A 17,008-nucleotide genomic window follows, 5' to 3' on the forward strand; every position below is an offset into this window, starting at 1 on the left:
CATGTATTGCTGCCATAGTCGGGGGATGCGTGCGGACCGGCTGGTCTCCCTGGTGCTGCTGCTGCGCCGGCACGGCCGGCTGAGCGCGGCCACGCTGGCCCGTGAGCTGGAGGTGTCCACCCGCACCGTGCTGCGCGACATCGAGGCGCTGTCCGCGGCCGGCGTCCCGGTCTACGCCGAACGGGGCCGGCGCGGCGGTTTCGCCTTGCTGCCCGGCTTCCGCACCGAGCTCACCGGGCTCAGCCACGACGAGGCGCTCGCCCTGCTGGTGGCCGGGTCGCGGCGTGGCGCGCAGGTGTTCGGCCTCGGTTCGGCGCTGGCTTCGGCCATGCTCAAGGTGGTCGACGCACTGCCCGAGAGCTACCGGGACACCGCCTCCGACGCGGTCGCCCGCCTGCTCATCGACCCGCAGACCGATCTGCTGGCCCGCCGGCAGGAGTCCGAGGAGATTCCCGACAGCATCGTGGCCGCGGTCCGGCGCGCGGTCTTCGCCGGGCACAAGCTGCGCATCCGCTATGCGGCTGCGGGGCGGGCGGCGCAGTGGCGCACGGTGGATCCGATCGGCCTGGTCACCGTACGGGAACAGGGTTATCTGCTGGCCACGAGGTCCGGCGCGGATCGCACCTACCGGTTGTCCCGCCTGCTGGCCGCCGAGGAGCTCGCCGAACCGGCACAGCGACCGGACCGGGTCGATCTGGACCGGGCCTGGCAGGAACGCAGCCGGCAGTTCCGCACCGGCGGCGAGTCGGTCGTCGCGGAGGTACGGGTCGACGCCGCGCGCCGCGAGGAGCTGATGGGCACCGCGCTGGAGGTCCGGGACGAGGAGTCCGGCTCGGACGGCCGGCTGCGGCTGGAGGTGGTCTTCCAGGATCGCCGCCATGCCGAGTGGGCGCTGTGGCAGCTCGGCACCAGCGCCGAGGCGCTGGCTCCGCCGTGGTTGCGTGCCGCCCTGCGCCAGCGGGCCGCCGCAATCGCCGCCTGCTACGACACGACAGCCGGGAGCTGACCGCGCCGGTCACCACCCATCCGAGCAGCCGCCGCCTGAATGACAGTCCGGGCACCGCCGGATAATCTCCGGGCACGGGTCAGTTCCTGGCACTCTTCCACGGCGCGGCCGACGAGGGCGGCAAGTCCGGACTCACCGAGCAGCAGCAGACGGAGTTCATCCGGGCCTGGGCGGCATGGGCGCAGGCCAACGAGAAGGCTCTCGTCGACCCCGACGCTCCGCTGAACGCGAAGAAGCGGGCCACGGCGCAGAAACTCGATCGCTGTCCTGGAGTGTCCGCTCCCGCCCGAAGGTGGTTGAGACAGCGCCGGCCGTTCAGCCCACCGGAACCCGCGGCGGCGCCGAGGTGGTCGTTCCCGGGCGCCACCAGTTCCAGCGGCCGAGCAGGGACATCGTCGCCGGTAGCAGCAGGCCGCGCACCACCGTGACGTCCAGCAGGACCGCTACCGCCATCCCGACGCCGATCTCCTTCACCGCGACCAGGCCGCCGAGCACGAATCCTCCGAAGACGAGGCCGATCGCCAGGGCGGCCGTGGTGACCACCGGACCGGTGGCGGTGATCCCGGCCAGGACGGCGCGGTCGTTGGCCGCGCGGTCGGTGGCCCTCCGCCGGTCCCATTCCTCTTTGATCCGCGCCAGCAGGAACACCTCGTAGTCCATCGAGAGGCCGAAGGCGAAGACGAACAGCAGCAGCGGGGTGGTCAGGTCGAGCGCACCCCACGGGGTGAAGCCGAGAACGCCGGACCCCCAGCCCCATTGGAAGACCGCGACCAGCACCCCCATGGTCGCCAGCAGCGTCAGCAGGTTCATCACGATGGCTTTGACCGGTACGACCACCGAGCGCGTGAGGGCGAACAGGAGCGCGCCGGTGGCCACGACGATGATCGCCAGCGCGAGGGGCAGACGCCCCGCCACCGACCGCTTCGCGTCGACCAGCTCCGCGGCGGGGCCGGCCACCAGTACGGGAGCGGGCGCGTCGAGTGCCCGCAGGCCCGCGACCAGGCTCTGGGCCTGACGGCCGTCCGCGGCCCCGGCCGGCACCACGTCGGCGATGCTCACCCCGGGCGGCAGCTCCGACCGGACGTACAGGTCGGACACCCCCGGCAGGCCCCGCATCGTGTCGAACAGTTCCTTCATGCCGGGCTGCGCCGGATCCGCCTCGACCACCACGGTCAGCGGTTGCTTCGGCGGGTCGGCGAACTTCTCCTGCACCGCCTCGTACGTCTGTCGTGCCTCACTGCTCTGCGGCAGCGCGCGGACGTCGGAGTTGGCGAACTCCACGAAGAGCAGCGGAGCGCTCAGCACCAGCAGGCCGGCCGTCGCGGCCAGAGCCACCGGGCCCGGCCGGCGCTGCGCGAACGCGGCCAGACGGGCCAGCAGGCCGGGGCCTCGCGGTCGCCCGGAGCCCCGCCCCGGCCGGCGCCACCCGGTCGCCGGGATACGACGGTGGGCGACCGCGATCAACGCCGGTACGAGCGTCAGCCCGGTCGCCGTCGCCAGCACGACGACCAGCGCACCGCCCATGGCCATCGCGGCCAGCAGCGGCTCGCCGAAGGCGAACAGCCCGACCAGCGCCGCGGTGACGGCCGAGCCGGACACCAGGACCGCCCGGCCCGCGGTGGCCACCGTACGGGCCAGCAACTCGGCCAGCGGCGCGCGCGGATCGGCCGCCCGTTCCTGCTTGAACCGGGCGATCATCAGCAGGCTGTAGTCGACGGCCAGCCCGATGCCGAGCAGGGTGACCACGTTGACCGCGTACTCGCTGACCGGCAGCAGGCGGGCCAGTCCGGTCAGCGCCAGCAGCGTGGCGGTGACCGCGCCCAGCGCGGCCGCCAACGGCAACAGGCCGGCGACCAGGCCGCCCAGCACCAGGATCAGCAGGAGCCCCACGCAGACCAGGGCGACGGACTCGCCGACGGCCGCGTCCCGGACGGCCTGGTCGCCGAACTCCCGCTCGGCCAGCAACTCGCCACCGACGAGGATCTCCGGGGCGTCGATACGCAGCAGCGCGGCCTTGACCCCGTCGGCCGCCCGCAACGCCTCGTCGTCACTCAACCCGGGCTTCAGCTCGACCGTGACCAGGGAGCTGCGGTTGTCCCGCGAGATCGTCCGCGTCCCCGTGGTGTAGGAATCCTCGACCTCGGCCACCCCGGGGATGGCCCGGATCTCGAACGCGATCCGGGTGACGCTGTCGATCAGCGCGATGGCGCCGACATCACGCCCGGAGATCACAGCGACCAGTCGCTCACCCTCGGGCGACAGCGCGTCGAGACGATCCTGCGCGACAGTGGCCGGAGCCCCGGCGGGCAGGGTGTCGATCGACTGCGTGCGATCGTAGACGGAGCCACCGAACACGGCACCGGCCAGCGCGACCACCGTCCACACCGCGATGACCGCGAGGCGCCGCAGGTAGACCGTACGACCTAGCGCAGCGAGCATGACGACCTCCTGACCGGCGTCAGGGGGACAGCCGCGGCCCATGCAATCACCGAAAAGCCGCACCGCGCAACCGCCGGCCGGTCCGGCTCGGTCCGGGCCGGTCTCCGGCTGACCTATGTCCGACCCGCCGGAGCGTTGCGCCGGTGCTCGCCCGGGAGGAAAGTCGGTGACTCCAGGCTGCGGGAGGTCACCATGCACGCAGGACGATCCATGGCATCGGCCCTGACAGCCGTGACAGTGTTGCTGGTCGCCGGCGCGCCCGCTGCGGCCGGACCGCCGGGCCGGCTCAGCTTGGTCTCCGTCGCGCGGGACGGTGGTCCGGCGGACGGTTCCTCGACGCCGGGCACCGGCGTCTCGGCGCACGGCCGCTACGTCGTCTTCGCCTCGGCCGCGACGAATCTGGTCGCCGGGGACACCAACGACCAGGTCGACGTGTTCGTCCGGGACACCGTCGCCCGGCGTACGGTGCTCGTCTCCCAGGGCAACGGCGGCGTGGCCGGCGACGGCGAGAGCCGGCCCGGCAACATCTCCGCGGACGGTCGCTACGTCGTGTTCGAGTCGGCGGCGACCACGTTCGCCCCCGGCGACGACAACGGCACCTACGACGTCTTCGTCCGTGACCTCGTACGCAAGACCACCACCCTGGTCTCCGCCGGGCCGGACGGGCCCGCCGAGCTCGGAGCGCTGCGACCCGACATCTCGGCCGACGGCCGCTACGTCGCCTTCGACTCGGCCTCACCGGATCTGATCGCCGGCGACACGAACGACACCTCCGACGTCTTCGTCCGCGACCTGGTGGCGGCTCGCACCGAGCGGGTGTCGGTGACCCCGGACGGAGGGCAGAGCCCGTACGTCAGCTCCGACCCGTCGATCTCCGCTCACGGCACGGTGATCGCCTTCACCTCCGGCGATGCCCTGGTGCCCGGCCCGCCGCCGGCCTTGTCGACCGACAGGCTCGTCTATGCCCGCGACCGGCAGCGCCGCACGACCGTCGTGCTGTCGCGCGACGTACCCGTCGACCCCCGGTCCTTCGTCGCCACCAGCGGTGAGCCGGCGATCTCCGACAACGGGCGCTACGTCGTCTTCAACCACGACGGTTGGCTGGGCGTAGGGGTGGACCCCGTCCCCAACGTGTGGCTGCGCGACCTGCGGACCGGCCGGCTCGAGCTGATCTCGGCCGACCACCGCGGCGAGCCGTCCACCGCGCTGAACCATCCGAGCAGCGGCGACGTGTCGGCCGACGGGCGCATGGTCGCGTTCACCACGCGGGCCCCGGTGTTCCGTTCGGACACCGAAGGCCTCAGCGACGCCTTCGTCCGGGACCGGCGGACCGGAATCGTCACCTGGATCACCCGCAGCCGGCACCGTCCGGATCCGGACTCCGGCAACGGCGCCTACGGCCCCGCGATCTCGGCCGACGGCCGCCACGTGTCGTTCGCCTCAGACCTCGACCTCCTGCGCGAGGGCCCGCTCCCCGGGGGCGGTGCGGACCGCGTCTACACCTGGGACAGGGACGCCCGCCGCACGTCCTAGATCCCCCAGCTCGCCTGCTCGGCCGCGTCCAGCAGGGGCAGGGCCAGCCGGAAACAGGCGCCCGCGCCGGACGACGTCTCCAGCTCGACCTCGCCGCCGTGGGCCCGGGCGAGCGAGCGGGCGATCGCCAGTCCCAGCCCGGCGTTCGCGCCGCCCAGCCGGTTGCGGGAGCGGTCGGTGCGGTAGAAGCGGTCGAAGACCCGGCCGGCCTGGTCAGCCGTCATCCCCGGGCCCCGGTCGGCGATCTCCAGCACGGCGCGGCCGTCGAGCGTGCCCACGCCGATGCGGACGCCGGTGCCCGGCGGGGTGTGCGCGACCGCGTTGCCCACCAGGTTGGTGATGACCTGCCGCAGGCGCGCCTCGTCGGCGTCGACCGGGGCCGGGCCGGGCGGGCCGGTCCCGCCGGGGCCGGTGAGCTCGACCGGCCGGGTCGCGTCCAGGGCGTGCAGGTCGTGCCGGGCATCGGTGGCCAGGGTCCGCAGGTCCATCGGGGCGCGGTCGAGCTGGGCCTCGGGCGCGTCGTCCAGTTCGGCCAGCAGCAGCAGGTCCTCGGTGAGCCGGGTGAGCCGGGTCGCCTCGCTGTCGATGCGCCGCATGGCCGCGTCGACGTCGGCCGGGCCGGCCAGCGCACCCATCCGGTGCAGGTCGGTCGAGCCCTTGATGACGAACAGCGGGGTCCGCAGCTCGTGGCTGACGTCCGAGACGAAGGTGCGCATCCGGGCCTCCGAGGCGGCCCGGTCGGCGAAGGCCCGTTCCAGCTGGCCGAGCATCAGGTTGAGGGACGCCGCGAGGTGACCGATCTCGGTGCCCGGGGCGGCCAGGGCGGGCACCCGCCGGCTCAGGTCACCGGCGGCGATCGCGGCTGCCGTTTGTTCGATGCGGCGCAGCGGGCGCAGTCCCCGGCCCAGCGCGAACCAGCCCACCGCGGTCAACGCCACCAGCAGCACGAGGCCGCTGACCAGGCTGGTCGTGCGCAGCTGGGCCACGGTGGCGTCGGCCGCGGTCATCGGCGCGGCGGCGATCACCGTGCCGTTCCAGCCGGTGGTCCGGCGGGCGACGGCCCGCCAGCGGCCCGAGTCGTCGGCGGCGGGCAGGAAGACCGCCGAACCGTCGGTGGGGATGGTCCGCAGCTGCGCCTCCGGCGGCAGGCTGGCGGTGCTCAGCCGCGAGGTGAGCAGGCCGTCGGCGATCTCGCCGTTCGCGTCCAGGTAGACCAGGTAAGGAGCGCCGACCAGGTTGAGGGCGGAGTCGAGCAGATCGGTACGGGCCCCCGCGGCACCCGGATCGCGCGGCCCGCTGACCGGCAGGCGGGAGATCAGGGCGGTGAGCGAGCCGAGCTGACTGTCCAGCCGGTCGACCTGGTAGTGCTCCAGGCGATCGGAGACGACCGTGCCCACCAGGGCCAGCCCGGTCAGCAGCAGGCCCGCGGTGAGCAGCAGCAGCCGTACGCGCAGGCTCACTTGCGTGGCTCCCTCAGCACGTAACCCACGCCGTGGACGGTGTGGATCAGCTTCGGTTCCTCGCTGTCGACCTTGCGCCGCAGGTACGAGATGTACGTGTCCACGATGCTGGCGTCGCCGCCGAAGTCGTAGTGCCACACCCGGTCGAGGATCTGCGCCTTGGACACCACCCGCCCGGCGTTCTCCATGAGGTGGCGCAGCAGCCGGAACTCGGTGGCGGACACCCGCACCGGCCGGCCGTCCCGGGTCACCTGGTGTCCCTCCACGTCCAGGGCCAGCGGGCCGACGGTCACGACCCCGTCGTGGTGCCCGGCGGTGCGGCGCAGGATGGCCCGGATGCGGGCGATCAGCTCCTCCAGGTCGAACGGCTTGGTCACGTAGTCGTCGGCGCCCAGCGACAGCCCGGTGATCTTGTCGGCCTGCCGGTCGCGGGCGGTGAGGAACAGCACCGGCGTGCGGTGCTCGCGCAGTTGCCGGACCACCTCGAAGCCGTCCATGTCGGGCAGCATGACGTCGAGCAGCACCAGGTCGGGCGGGTTCTCGGTAGCCGAGGCGATCGCCTCGCCGGCCGTGGCGGCCGAGGTCACCCGGAAGCCGGCGAACCGCAGGGTCGCGGCGAGCAGTTCCCGGACGGTGGCCTCGTCGTCCACCACCAGCAGTCGCTCAGCCTCTTCCCGGACGCTCATGTCCGCCAGCCTACGGAGGTCGGGCGCCGGACGGCGTCAACCAGCAGGCTCCCGGTGAAGCCGGCGACGGCACCGGCGCCGAGCCCGGCCCCCAGTGCCACCCACGGGTTCGCGGCCAGCCGCACGTCGAGGACCGGGACGGCGACGATGAACGCCTGAACGCCCAGTTCCACCGAGACCCGCGACAGCAGCGCCAGGACGGTGAGCCCGGCAGCCATCACCGGAGCGAGCCACGCGGCCAGAACGGCCGCCCGGCGCAGCGGGCCACCGGCCCGGTCCCGGCCGGTACGCGCGGCGACGGCGACGCCGCACGCGAGCACCACGGCACCGGACAGGACCACGAGCGCACCGCGTCCGGGCGAGGACCAACCGCCGTCCACGACGCAGGAGAGCACGCCGTCCGCACTGAAGGACCAGGGCACGCCCAGCCCGAGCAGCAGCACACCGCCGACCACGAGCGGCAGCGTGAGCAGCACACCCCCGGCCGCGGCGGGACCGCCGAGCGCCCACGCCCCGAGCACGCACACGGCGGCCGTACCGGCGACCGGCCACCGCGCGGCGCGCAGCGCGCCCCCGACGGCCGGGAACCGGACGGCCAGCCAGCACAGCCCGACGACGGCCAGCGCCCCCACCGCCGCGCCGGCCACCGTGCGCCCGGTGGCCACGGCGAAGCCGGCCTCGAGCTTGTCGAGGGAGGCACCGGCGAAGGGCGTACGGGTGCCCGAAGCGCACGCCCCCGCCCCGCCGCCCGCCGCCCCGGCGCCCCCGGCCGGCAGCGTCAGCGTTCCGCGGGCCGCCGCTGCCACCGCGCCGAGCCCGGCCGTGCCGGCGACGGCCGCTGTCATGCCGCGCACCAGCAGCCCGGGACGGCCGCGGCGCAGCAGCAGTGTCCCGAGGACGACCGCGCCCACCAGCGACACGCCCAGGGGGATCACCTGGATCCGGCCCTGCACGGTGATCGGCAGGCGACCGGCCGGGTCGATGCCCACGTCGGCCGGGCCGCCGGCCGCCATCGCGACGACCGCCGCGGTCAGCCGACCGATCGGGCCGCCCCCGGCTCCGCCGGCTGATAGTCCAGGCTCGGGTAGCGGCACGACGTCCAGCAGGAGCAGACCGGCCGCCGCGGCGGCGGCCATGGCGAGCAGTGCGCCACCCGCCGCGACCAGCCCCCGGCCGATGTCCCGGGCCACCATCACACGTCACGGCGCCGCAGGAGCACGAACGCGACGGCGAGCACCCCGGCGACCCCGAGGCCCAGGCCGGCCAGGTTCCACCACGGGTGGGGGAAGTCGGGGTTCGGGACCGTCGCGAGCGCCGCCGCCCCGCCGATCGTCGGCCAGAAGTCGAGCATGCCCTTCATCCAGGACGGGAAGAGGCCGGCCAGGGCGGGCACCAGGAAGATGATGCCGACCAGGGTGACCAGGGCGCCCGCGGTGGCCCGCATGATGGTGCCGAGCCCGACGGCCAGCAGCGCGATGAGGGCGAGGTAGAGACCACCGGCGAGCACCGCGCGGAGCACGCCGGGATCGCCGAGTCCCGCGTTCGGCACCCCCTGCCGGTCGATCAGCGGCTGTCCGATCAGGAACGCGGCGACCATCAGCACCTGGCCGGCCACCACCGCGACGGCTGCGGCGATCGCCACCTTGGCCGCCAGCACGCGGTGCCGCCGGGGCGTGACGGTCAGCGTCGTCCGCATCAGGCCGGTGGCGAACTCCGACGTCACGACCAGGGTGCCGAGCACCCCGATGATCAGCTGGGCGACGATGTACGCGGTCAGGCTGTGCGCCGTCGGGTCCCAGCCGGCCCCGGCGTCGGCGTACGCCTCCCGGGCCGAGTTCGAGGCCAGGGTGGTGATCCCCAGACCGACGACGAACAGGCAGGCCAGCGTGTACCAGGTGGAGCGCAGGCTGCGCAGTTTGATCCATTCGGCGACGATCGCGCGACTCATGCTGCCACCCCCTGGAATTCGACGCTGTCCTTGGTCAGGGCCATGAAGGCGTCCTCCAGCGACGCCCGCTGCGGGGCGAGCTCACTGAGCACCAGGCCGTGGTACGCGGCCAGCTTGCCGACGTCCCCGGCGGTCATGCCGGAGACCACGAGAACCGACTCCAGCCCCTCCCGTACGGTCGCTCCGGCGGCCGAGAGCCGCAGGGCCAGCGTTCCCGGATCGTTCACCCGGACGTGTACCGTGCCGCCGCCCGCGGCGTTCATGAGCTCACTCACCGACGTGTCGGCGATGAGCCGCCCCCGGCCGACCACGACCAGATGATCCGCGGTCTGGGCCATCTCGCTCATCAGGTGGCTGGAGACCAGCACGGCGCGGCCCTCCGCGGCCAGCGAGCGCATGAGCTCCCGGACCCAACGGATGCCCTCGGGGTCGAGCCCGTTCACCGGCTCGTCGAAGATCAGCACTCGGGGGTCGCCCAGCAGTGCCGCCGCGATGCCGAGCCGTTGCCGCATACCGAGCGAGAACTCGCCGGCCCGCTTGCCCGCGGCCGCCGACATCCCGGTCCGGGCGAGCACCTCACCGACCCGGCTGCGGGGCAGGCCGTTGCTCGCCGCCAGCGCGAGGAGGTGGTCGTACGCCTTGCGCCCGCCGTGCACCGCGCCGGCGTCGAGCAGCGCGCCCACCTCGGTCAGCGGCACCGGGAAGTCGGCGTAGCGGCGGCCGTGGATCTTGACGGAACCCCCGTCCGGCGTGGCCAGGCCGACGATCATGCGCATGGTGGTGGTCTTGCCGGCGCCGTTCGGGCCGAGGAAGCCGGTGACCTGCCCGGCCTCGACGGTGAACGACAGGTCGTCGACCACGGTGTCGGGCCCGTACCGCTTGGTCAGGCCGCTTACCTCAATCATCGTCATGGCGGCGATGCTGGCCGACCCGGCTGGCCGCTTTCGCAGAGCTTCTGGGAGAACTCTGAGAGATCCGCCGGTCGCACCGGCCCGGCGCCCGTTGTTCACAGAGAACTTCCGGACCGCGGTGGCTGGTCGTGGGCGCCCGCACGGAGCGGACTACCCTCGCCGGTATGTCCGGATCCCGCCTGCTGCGCATCGGTACCCGCAACTCACCCATGGCCCTCGCCCAGGCCGAACGGGTCCGCGCGATGATCACCGACCGCCATCGTGATGTCACCGTGGAGGTGGTGTCGATGTCGACCAGCGGGGACCGGTGGCTCGGCGACCTGGCCGCGCTGGGCGGCAAGGGGGCGTTCACCAAGGAGGTCGACGCCGCCCTGCTGGCCGGGGACGTGGACCTGGCGGTGCACTGCGTCAAGGACGTCCCCGGGGACCGGCCCGCTCCGGCCGGCACGGTGATGGCCGCCTACCTGGCCCGGGACGATGTCCGCGACTGTCTCGTGCATCCGGGTGGGCTGCGGATCGAGCAGCTGCCGGCCGGCACCCGGATCGGCACCTCCGCGGTACGGCGGGTCGCGCAACTGGCCCTGCACTGGCCGCACCTCGTGCCGGTGGCCATCCGGGGCAACGCGAACAGCCGGCTCGCCAAGCTCGACGCCGGTGACAAGTACGACGCGCTGCTGCTCGCGGTCTCCGGGCTGACCCGGATCGGGCAGGCGGCCCGGATCACCCACCCCGTCGACCCCGACCTGATGGTCCCGGCCGTCGGCTCCGGCACCCTGGTCCTGCAGTGCCGGGAGGACGACACCGGCACCCGTGACCTGGCGGTCAGCCTCGGCGACCCCCGGGCCCGGGAGGAGACCGTCGCCGAACGGACGATGCTGCACATCCTGCAGGGCAACTGCCACTCCCCCATCGCCGCGCTCGCCCGCACCGAGCCCGACGGGCGCCTCGGCCTGCGAGCCCGGGTGCTCAGCCTGGACGGCAAGACCGTGCTCGACGTGCACGAATGGGCGGCGGATCCGATCACCCTGGGGACCTCGGTCGCCGCGGCTCTGCTCCGGCAGGGCGCCCGCGACCTGCTCGGCCTGCCGGCCCACGGTCCGGCCTGACCGGCCCCGACGTACGGCGGCCGCGCCCGCAGATCCCGGCCGGCCTCTTCTTGTATTGACATCGATCGGCCTCTATCCTCCTCAGGAAAGCGCTTACCTAACGATTCCTCCCCCACGAAGGTGAGACACCTGATGAGAAGACCAGTCGCTCTGCGATGGATAGCCGGCGGAGCCACGGTCGTCGCGAGCGCGGCGATCATGCTCGCGCTCCCGATGTCCCCGGCTTCGGCCGCCGACAACCTGAGCCTCAACGCCGGGGCTGACGGCTCCAGCAAGGCCAGTGGCAGCAGCTACGGCAACGTCAAGGACGGCAACACCGGCACCTACTGGGCGCCGGGCAGCACCACCGGCTACGTCTCGGTCAAGTGGGGCAGCGCCACGGCGGTCTCCTCGGCCGTCATCAAGCCGGCCTCAGGCGGCGGCTCGATCAGCGCTTGGCGCCTGCTCAACGCCGACAACGGCGCCGTCCTGGCCAGCGGCAGCGGCAGCCCGAGCACCATCTCCTTCTCGTCGACGTCGCTGAAGAAGCTCACCTTCGACATCACCAGCGCGTCGGGCGCACCGCGGATCGCCGAGTTCGAGACCTATTCCAGCGGCGGCTCCACCCCGACCACCAGCCCCACGACACCACCCACGACCAGTCCGACACCGGGCCCGACCGGCAACCCGGGCGCCCCGACCGGCTCGTGGCCGGCCTCGGCCGGCTCGGAGCGGATCTCCGGCACGGTCACCGTCTCGGGGACCTTCGACGGCGGCATGAAGACGTACTGCTGCATCGGGGACGGCTCGCAGAGCGAGTCCCAGGACCCGATGTTCAAGATCGCCAACGGCGGCACCCTGCAGAACGTCATCCTCGGCTCCCCCGCCGGTGACGGCGTGCACTGCGAGGGCACCTGCACCATCCGCAACGTGTGGTGGAACGACATCGGCGAGGACGCCGCGACCTTCAAGGGCACCGGCGGCGGCACCAGCTACGTCATCGGCGGCGGCGCGCGGTCCGGCAGCGACAAGACGTTCCAGCACAACGGCAACGGCACCGTCAGTATCTCGGGCTTCTACCTCAGCGGCTCCGGCAAGCTGTACCGCGGCTGCGGTAACTGCACCAACTCGTACCAGCGGCACGTCAAGATCGACAACGTGCTGCTGAACGACATCGACATGATCGCCGGCATCAACAGCAACTGGGGTGACACCGCCACCATCACCCGGGTGACGGTCAGCAACAGCTCCAGCGTCGTGGCCTGCGGCAAGTACAAGGGCGTGGCCAAGGGCAGCGAGCCGACCTACCTCGGCGCGGGCTGGAACGACGCCAACTGCAAGGTCAGCCAGAGCGACATCACCTACCGGTAGACACCAGGCAGAGAAGGACTCTCCGGACCGGAGAGTCCCTCTCCGTCCCGGCCTACTTGATCTTCTTCGGTACGACACCGGCCGCGGCGGCCATCCGGTCGATGGCGTCCTGGTGGACGTGCAGACCGGCACCGACCGCGAGGACCTGCTCGCGGCTCAGCGGGACGTCGACCTGGATGGTCGCGTACACCTCGGGCGAGACCGCGACGACCAGCTGCTGCGTCCCCACCCCGATGGGATGCAGGACCGCCGGCTTACCGGCCACGGTGAGCTTGTCCCCGGCGAGCTCGCCGCGGTACTCCTTCAGCTCCAGGTAGATGCCGATCTTGCCGGTGAGGATCTGCGGGTCGTACAGCTCCCCGGCCCGCGTCGACGGCAGGATGCCGGCCGGGCGGTGCCGGGCCGCCTCCGGGGCGATGGTGAGGCCGCCGTAGTAGTCGTGCTGGATGAAGAAGCCCTCGGGGACCGTGTCGATCGTGAACCAGCGGGACTGGGTGCCGCGGTAGTCGACCAGCTTCAAGCCGCCGGCGGCCACGCTCGAGGCCACAGCCGGTGCGGGCGCCGCGCCGGGGTCCGCCGCCGGACCGGTGCCGGTCGCGGCGAAGGAGAAGGCGGCCACGATCGCGGCCACGCCGAAGGCCGACCCGGCGGTCGCCTGGACGGTCCGGCGACGCCGCACCGCGCGGCGGCCCCGGGCGAGGTCGGCCAGGATGGCGTCCTCCGAGGCCACCTCGATCGGGCCGCCGAGCTGTTCGATCCGGGTACGCAGTTCATTCATCGGCCTGCTCCTTGCTGCTGGAGTGCGGGAAAGATCGGGGTGACGGGCCGCTGCAGTGAAGCCCGCAGCTTGTCGAGGGCCCGTGCGGTCTGGCTCTTGACCGTGCCGGCCGAGCAGCCGAGCGCCTCCGCCGTCTGGGCGACGTCGAGCTCGTACACGAACCGGAAGATCACGGCGGCGCGCATCCTCGGCGGCAGGGCCAGCAACGCCCTCGACAGCTCGGGGTCGCCGTCGTCGGTTGGGCGGTAGGGCGCGGACGGCTCCGGGACCTCAGCCACCGGGCGGCCGAACCGCCAGAACCGCCGGCGCTCGTCGGTCAAGGCGTTGACCAGCGTCCGGCGCACGTACCCCTCGGGGTTGTCCGCCCGCCGGTACGCCGCCCACGACACGTACAGCTTGGTCAGCGCCGTCTGCACGAGGTCCTCGGCCAGATGGGCGTCACCGGCGGTCAGCAACCGCGCGGTGTAGAGCATGGCGCCCCGCCTCGCAGCCACGAAGGCGTGGAACTCTGCGTCGCGCTCGGGTCCTCCCGAGCTGTCTCGTTGTCTCACGTTCACCATGACCGGCGGAGGAAGGGCGGGGGTTGCACCAAGCTACGCCCAAGTTGCCGCCGGTCCGGACTTCTTACCGAGTGCTTACGTGGCCGTCGCCGACCCGTCCGCCGCTTCGTACCCGCCGTATCTGCGGGTGCGACTCCGCACCGGAGCCGCACCGGCACCAAGAGGCTACGAGGAGTGAAGCGTGCGAACCACACCACGCCCGGCAGGGCGAATGCACACCCGGACGGCACGGGTCGCCATGGCCGTGGCCGCCGTCGTCGCGTCCGGGGCTCTGACCGCCACGTTCGTCTCCAGCGGCGGCAAGGGCAGCGCGGACGCGGCCACGGAACTGAACCAGTACGTCCCCATCGAGCAGGTGCGGCCCACGGTGAAGGACCCCGCGCCGGGCGCCCGGGCGTCGAAGGGCTCCTTCACCGTGGACTGCGGCACCAACGGCAACGGCAAGTTCAGCCCGGACAACCCCGTCGCACAGCCGGGCATCAGGAACGGCGCAGAGCACGTCCACGACTTCGTCGGCAACCTCGCCATCACCGCGAACTCATCCAACGCCGATCTCGACGCCTCCGGCACCACCTGCCGCAACGGCGACAAGTCCTCGTACTTCTGGCCCGTGGTGCGCATCGACAAGTCCGTCCGGTCGGGGGCGGAGGCCCAGCGCGCCCTGGCCGCCACAACCCCGAGGGTGACCTGCCCCAGCGTGCGGGACCGGCTGCCCGCCGTACCCGCGAAGGCCAAGCGCGCCGTCGACCTCCGGCTGGCCGAGCTGGACCGCGGGTACGCCGCGGCCAACGAACGGATGGCGGCCGGCAAGGGCCGCATCGACGCCCGCCTCAACACCGCCGTCCTGGCCGACCTGCGCCAGCAGCGCGCCCGCCTGATCAAGGGCATCAGCGGCAGCATCGCCGCGGCCGGTGGCGGCCGCACGTCGGGCATGGTCTCGCTCGTGGAGTGCGACACCGACTACGACGGCATGCACGCCGCCATGCGCCACACCGCGGCGAGCGTGAAAGCCGGCCTGGCCGCCAACCCCCAGGTCCGGTGCCCGGCGGTCCGCGACAAGCTGCCCGGCGTGCCCGCCCAGGCCCTCGACGAGGTCAACCGCAACCTCGCCGAGCTGGACCGGCAGGTCTCCGAGGCCAACGAACGCCTGATCACCACGCGCGGACAGGGCGGGAAGAACTTCGTCGACAACGCCATCCTCGGGCCGCTGAAGGCCAAGCGGACCGCGGTCCTGGACCGCATCGCCATCGCCATCTCCCGTAACGCCGCCCGCCCGCAGGGCCTCGAAGTGCTCGCCGGCTGCACCGTGACCGGCCAGGCCCCGCCCCAGAGCGGCGCCACCCCGGCCCCCAGCGCTCCCGCCGCCCTGCCGGACCCCCAGGGCCCGAATCTCGAACTGCCGAACAACACCGGCGGCATCGTGCGGCCCGCGTCGGTCCTGATCGAGTACCGCGGCAACGCCACCAGCAAGGTCGTCGCCATGCCCAAGTTCCTGCGTGCGCTCACCGGTGACGCCAAGCCGACCAGCCGCGGCCCGGCCAACGCCCGCGCCACCTGGTCCTGCTCCGGGTTCGCCGACCGTCTGGCCGACAAGTACCCGATCTGCCCGCCCGGCAGCCAGGTGCAGCGCGTCCAGGACTTCCCCGGCTGCTGGGACGGCAGGAACATCGACAGCACCAACCACCGCGACCACCTGGCCTTCGCCGACCCCGGCACCGGCGCCTGCAAGCAGGGCTTCGTGGCCATTCCCCAGCTGCGCATCACCGTCTCGTACGACCTCTCCCGCGACGTGCAGACCAGGGGCCAGTACGCGCTGGACTCCTTCCCCGAGGAGGACCACAACCCGTTCTCCGACCACAACGACTTCGTCAACGTCAACTCCGACCGCCAGATGCAGAAGATCGCCGCCTGCATCAACAAGGGAAAGAGCTGCCGCTGACGGATCGCCGGATGCGGCGGGGTCAGCGCACCTGTTCGGCCTTGAACTGCATGCGTGGTGTCGCGTAGAACTCCTGCGCCGCCACCAGCTGCAGCTCGCGCTGGCCGGACCGGTACGTGGTCTCGATCAGGTCGAAGATGCTGGAGGCCGTACGCTCCAGCGACACCGCCGCATCCTTGGTCGTGACGTAGTGAGCCGTGAACAGCGCGGCCGTGACGTCGCCGGATCCGTTGGCCTTGAACGGCAGGTGCGGGGTGCTCACCAGCCAGGCACCGGCGGCGTCCACGACCAGCATCTCGATCGTGCCCTCGGCCCGGTCGGGGCGTTCCACGCTGGTGACCAGCACGGTCGAGGGGCCCATCTCCCTGGCGAGGTCGACGGCGGCGAGGGTCGACTCGATGCTCGCCGGCTCGGTGCCGGTCAGGAAGCCCAGCTCGAACTGGTTCGGGGTGATGATGTCGGCCACCGGCACGACCCGGTCGCGCAGCAGGACGGGAATCTCCGGGGCGACGAAGCATCCGGACTTGGCGTTGCCCATGACCGGGTCGCACGCGTACAGCGCCGCCGGGTTCGCGGCCTTCACCCGGCGGACGGCGTCGACGATGACATCGCCGATGCCCACGCCGCCCTGATAGCCGGACAGCACCGCGTCGATCTGCGGGAAGACCCCGCGCTCCTCCACGCCCAGAAGGATCTCCGCCACGTCCGACGGCGGGATGAGCGGCCCCCGCCAGGCTCCGTAGCCCGTGTGGTTGGAGAAGTTCACCGTGGGGACCGGGACGACCTCGACCCCGAGACGCTGCAACGGGAACACGGCCGCGGAGTTGCCGACGTGGCCGTAGGCGACCGCCGACTGGATGGACAGAACCTTCATGCCCCCAGCCTAGAGACCCCCGGCGGCAGCCTCGCGCTGGATCCGCTCGAACTGCTCGGCCATCGCGGCGGCCAGGGCCTGGGCGGCGGACAGCGGGCGCACCATGACCGTGAACTCGTCGATCAGGCCGTTCTCGTTCAGATGCAGGAAGTCGCAGCCCTCGACGGCGACGTCGCCGATCCGCGCCTCGAACACCAGCGCGTGGTCACGGCCGCCGTCGCCGCCCAGCTCACGGACGTACCGGAAGTCCTCGAAGACCCGCAGCACGCCGCGCAGGATCGCCGCGGTGAGGGCCTTGCCCGGGTAGGGCCTGAACGCCACCGGGCTCCGGAACACCACGTCGTCGGCCAGGGTGGCCGCGATGGCGTCGGGGTCCCGGGCTTCCACCGCACTGCGAAAGTCGATCATCGCGCCAGCG

15 protein-coding genes are annotated in these 17,008 nt (G+C 72.6%); 5 read left to right on the plus strand and 10 right to left on the minus strand.

Annotated features, from left to right (window positions below; all coding sequences use genetic code 11):
* Positions 1 to 25 precede the first annotated feature (25 nt).
* The gene (locus tag Aau02nite_RS09560; RefSeq protein ID WP_212987976.1) at positions 26 to 1,006 is read left to right on the plus strand and encodes a helix-turn-helix transcriptional regulator; all 981 of its coding nucleotides are present in this window, start codon (positions 26 to 28) and stop codon (positions 1,004 to 1,006) included.
* A 315-nt stretch (positions 1,007 to 1,321) separates the two neighbouring features.
* Here Aau02nite_RS09560 and Aau02nite_RS09565 read toward each other — a convergent pair whose 3' ends face one another.
* The gene (locus Aau02nite_RS09565) at positions 1,322 to 3,445 is read right to left on the minus strand and encodes an MMPL family transporter (RefSeq protein WP_212987977.1); all 2,124 of its coding nucleotides are present in this window, start codon (positions 3,443 to 3,445) and stop codon (positions 1,322 to 1,324) included.
* A gap of 210 nt (positions 3,446 to 3,655) precedes the next feature.
* On the opposite strand from Aau02nite_RS09565, the gene Aau02nite_RS09570 reads away from it, so the two are divergent.
* The gene (locus tag Aau02nite_RS09570) at positions 3,656 to 4,978 is read left to right on the plus strand and encodes a TolB family protein (protein WP_212987978.1); all 1,323 of its coding nucleotides are present in this window, start codon (positions 3,656 to 3,658) and stop codon (positions 4,976 to 4,978) included.
* Here Aau02nite_RS09570 and Aau02nite_RS09575 read toward each other — a convergent pair.
* The 5 genes from Aau02nite_RS09575 to Aau02nite_RS09595 are packed head-to-tail and all read right to left on the minus strand — an operon-like array spanning position 4,975 to position 9,977.
* Positions 4,975 to 6,438, minus strand: a complete 1,464-nt coding sequence (locus Aau02nite_RS09575; protein ID WP_212987979.1) for a sensor histidine kinase — start codon at positions 6,436 to 6,438, stop codon at positions 4,975 to 4,977. The two genes, Aau02nite_RS09570 and Aau02nite_RS09575, sit on opposite strands and share 4 nt — an antisense overlap.
* Positions 6,435 to 7,124: a response regulator transcription factor gene (locus Aau02nite_RS09580; protein WP_212987980.1), complete on the minus strand. Its 690-nt coding sequence runs from the start codon at positions 7,122 to 7,124 to the stop codon at positions 6,435 to 6,437. Before Aau02nite_RS09580 ends, Aau02nite_RS09575 begins: the two co-directional genes overlap by 4 nt.
* Positions 7,121 to 8,314, minus strand: coding sequence for a hypothetical protein (locus tag Aau02nite_RS09585; RefSeq protein WP_212987981.1), 1,194 nt, complete (start codon positions 8,312 to 8,314; stop codon positions 7,121 to 7,123). The genes Aau02nite_RS09580 and Aau02nite_RS09585 overlap by 4 nt, the downstream gene beginning before the upstream one ends.
* A gap of 2 nt (positions 8,315 to 8,316) precedes the next feature.
* Positions 8,317 to 9,072, minus strand: coding sequence for an ABC transporter permease (locus Aau02nite_RS09590; protein WP_212987982.1), 756 nt, complete (start codon positions 9,070 to 9,072; stop codon positions 8,317 to 8,319).
* A complete protein-coding gene (locus Aau02nite_RS09595) occupies positions 9,069 to 9,977 on the minus strand; it encodes an ABC transporter ATP-binding protein (RefSeq protein WP_212988310.1) in 909 nt (302 codons plus the stop codon). The genes Aau02nite_RS09590 and Aau02nite_RS09595 overlap by 4 nt, the downstream gene beginning before the upstream one ends.
* Before the next feature lie 170 nt (positions 9,978 to 10,147).
* Between Aau02nite_RS09595 and hemC the strand changes: the two genes are divergently transcribed.
* Positions 10,148 to 11,089: a hydroxymethylbilane synthase gene (hemC, locus tag Aau02nite_RS09600; protein ID WP_212987983.1), complete on the plus strand. Its 942-nt coding sequence runs from the start codon at positions 10,148 to 10,150 to the stop codon at positions 11,087 to 11,089.
* A gap of 132 nt (positions 11,090 to 11,221) precedes the next feature.
* Positions 11,222 to 12,439: a pectate lyase gene (locus Aau02nite_RS09605; RefSeq protein ID WP_212987984.1), complete on the plus strand. Its 1,218-nt coding sequence runs from the start codon at positions 11,222 to 11,224 to the stop codon at positions 12,437 to 12,439.
* 52 nt (positions 12,440 to 12,491) lie between these two features.
* Here Aau02nite_RS09605 and Aau02nite_RS09610 read toward each other — a convergent pair whose 3' ends face one another.
* Positions 12,492 to 13,217: a hypothetical protein gene (locus Aau02nite_RS09610; RefSeq protein ID WP_212987985.1), complete on the minus strand. Its 726-nt coding sequence runs from the start codon at positions 13,215 to 13,217 to the stop codon at positions 12,492 to 12,494.
* Positions 13,214 to 13,777, minus strand: coding sequence for a SigE family RNA polymerase sigma factor (locus Aau02nite_RS09615; RefSeq protein WP_212987986.1), 564 nt, complete (start codon positions 13,775 to 13,777; stop codon positions 13,214 to 13,216). The genes Aau02nite_RS09610 and Aau02nite_RS09615 overlap by 4 nt, the downstream gene beginning before the upstream one ends.
* Positions 13,778 to 13,988: 211 nt before the next feature.
* On the opposite strand from Aau02nite_RS09615, the gene Aau02nite_RS09620 reads away from it, so the two are divergent.
* Positions 13,989 to 15,716, plus strand: coding sequence for a DUF1996 domain-containing protein (locus Aau02nite_RS09620; RefSeq protein WP_212987987.1), 1,728 nt, complete (start codon positions 13,989 to 13,991; stop codon positions 15,714 to 15,716).
* A 22-nt stretch (positions 15,717 to 15,738) separates the two neighbouring features.
* Here Aau02nite_RS09620 and pdxY read toward each other — a convergent pair whose 3' ends face one another.
* Positions 15,739 to 16,590: a pyridoxal kinase PdxY gene (gene pdxY, locus Aau02nite_RS09625; protein ID WP_212987988.1), complete on the minus strand. Its 852-nt coding sequence runs from the start codon at positions 16,588 to 16,590 to the stop codon at positions 15,739 to 15,741.
* A 9-nt stretch (positions 16,591 to 16,599) separates the two neighbouring features.
* The gene (locus tag Aau02nite_RS09630) at positions 16,600 to 16,998 is read right to left on the minus strand and encodes a nuclear transport factor 2 family protein (RefSeq protein WP_212987989.1); all 399 of its coding nucleotides are present in this window, start codon (positions 16,996 to 16,998) and stop codon (positions 16,600 to 16,602) included.
* Positions 16,999 to 17,008: the final 10 nt, after the last annotated feature.

Source organism: Actinoplanes auranticolor (assembly GCF_018332655.1).
Classification (GTDB): domain Bacteria; phylum Actinomycetota; class Actinomycetes; order Mycobacteriales; family Micromonosporaceae; genus Actinoplanes; species Actinoplanes auranticolor.